The sequence below is a fragment of the Streptomyces racemochromogenes genome, from assembly GCF_044129415.1.
In the GTDB taxonomy this organism is placed as follows: Bacteria; Actinomycetota; Actinomycetes; order Streptomycetales; family Streptomycetaceae; genus Streptomyces; species Streptomyces racemochromogenes_A.
Genome location: NZ_JBBDHD010000345.1, coordinates 1 through 374, shown reverse-complemented (window position 1 = coordinate 374; position 374 = coordinate 1). Strand labels below are relative to the sequence as shown.

Genomic DNA, 374 nt, shown 5'->3' with positions numbered 1-374 from the left:
GCGCTCAAGGCCTTCGCCCCCGCGCCGGTGCCCTTCGCCCTGCTGCACGTGGACACCGGCCACAACTTCCCCGAGGTCCTGGAACTGCGCGACCGTACCGTCGCCCGGCACGGCCTGCGCCTGCACGTGGCCTCCGTCCAGGAGTACATCGACGCCGGCACGCTCCGCGAACGCCCGGACGGCACCCGCAACCCCCTCCAGACCGTGCCCCTCACCGAGGCCATCCAGCGGCTGGGCTTCGACGCCGTGTTCGGCGGCGGCCGCCGCGACGAGGAGAAGGCCCGCGCCAAGGAGCGGGTGTTCTCCCTGCGCGACGAGTTCTCCCAGTGGGACCCCCGCCGCCAGCGCCCCGAGCTCTGGCAGCTCTACAACGG

At 73.5% G+C, this 374-nt stretch carries 1 protein-coding gene; it reads left to right on the top strand.

What is annotated here, in order from left to right:
- The coding region (locus WDV06_RS37195; RefSeq protein ID WP_395514209.1) for a phosphoadenosine phosphosulfate reductase domain-containing protein at window positions 1–374 on the top strand (374 nt) is incomplete at both ends.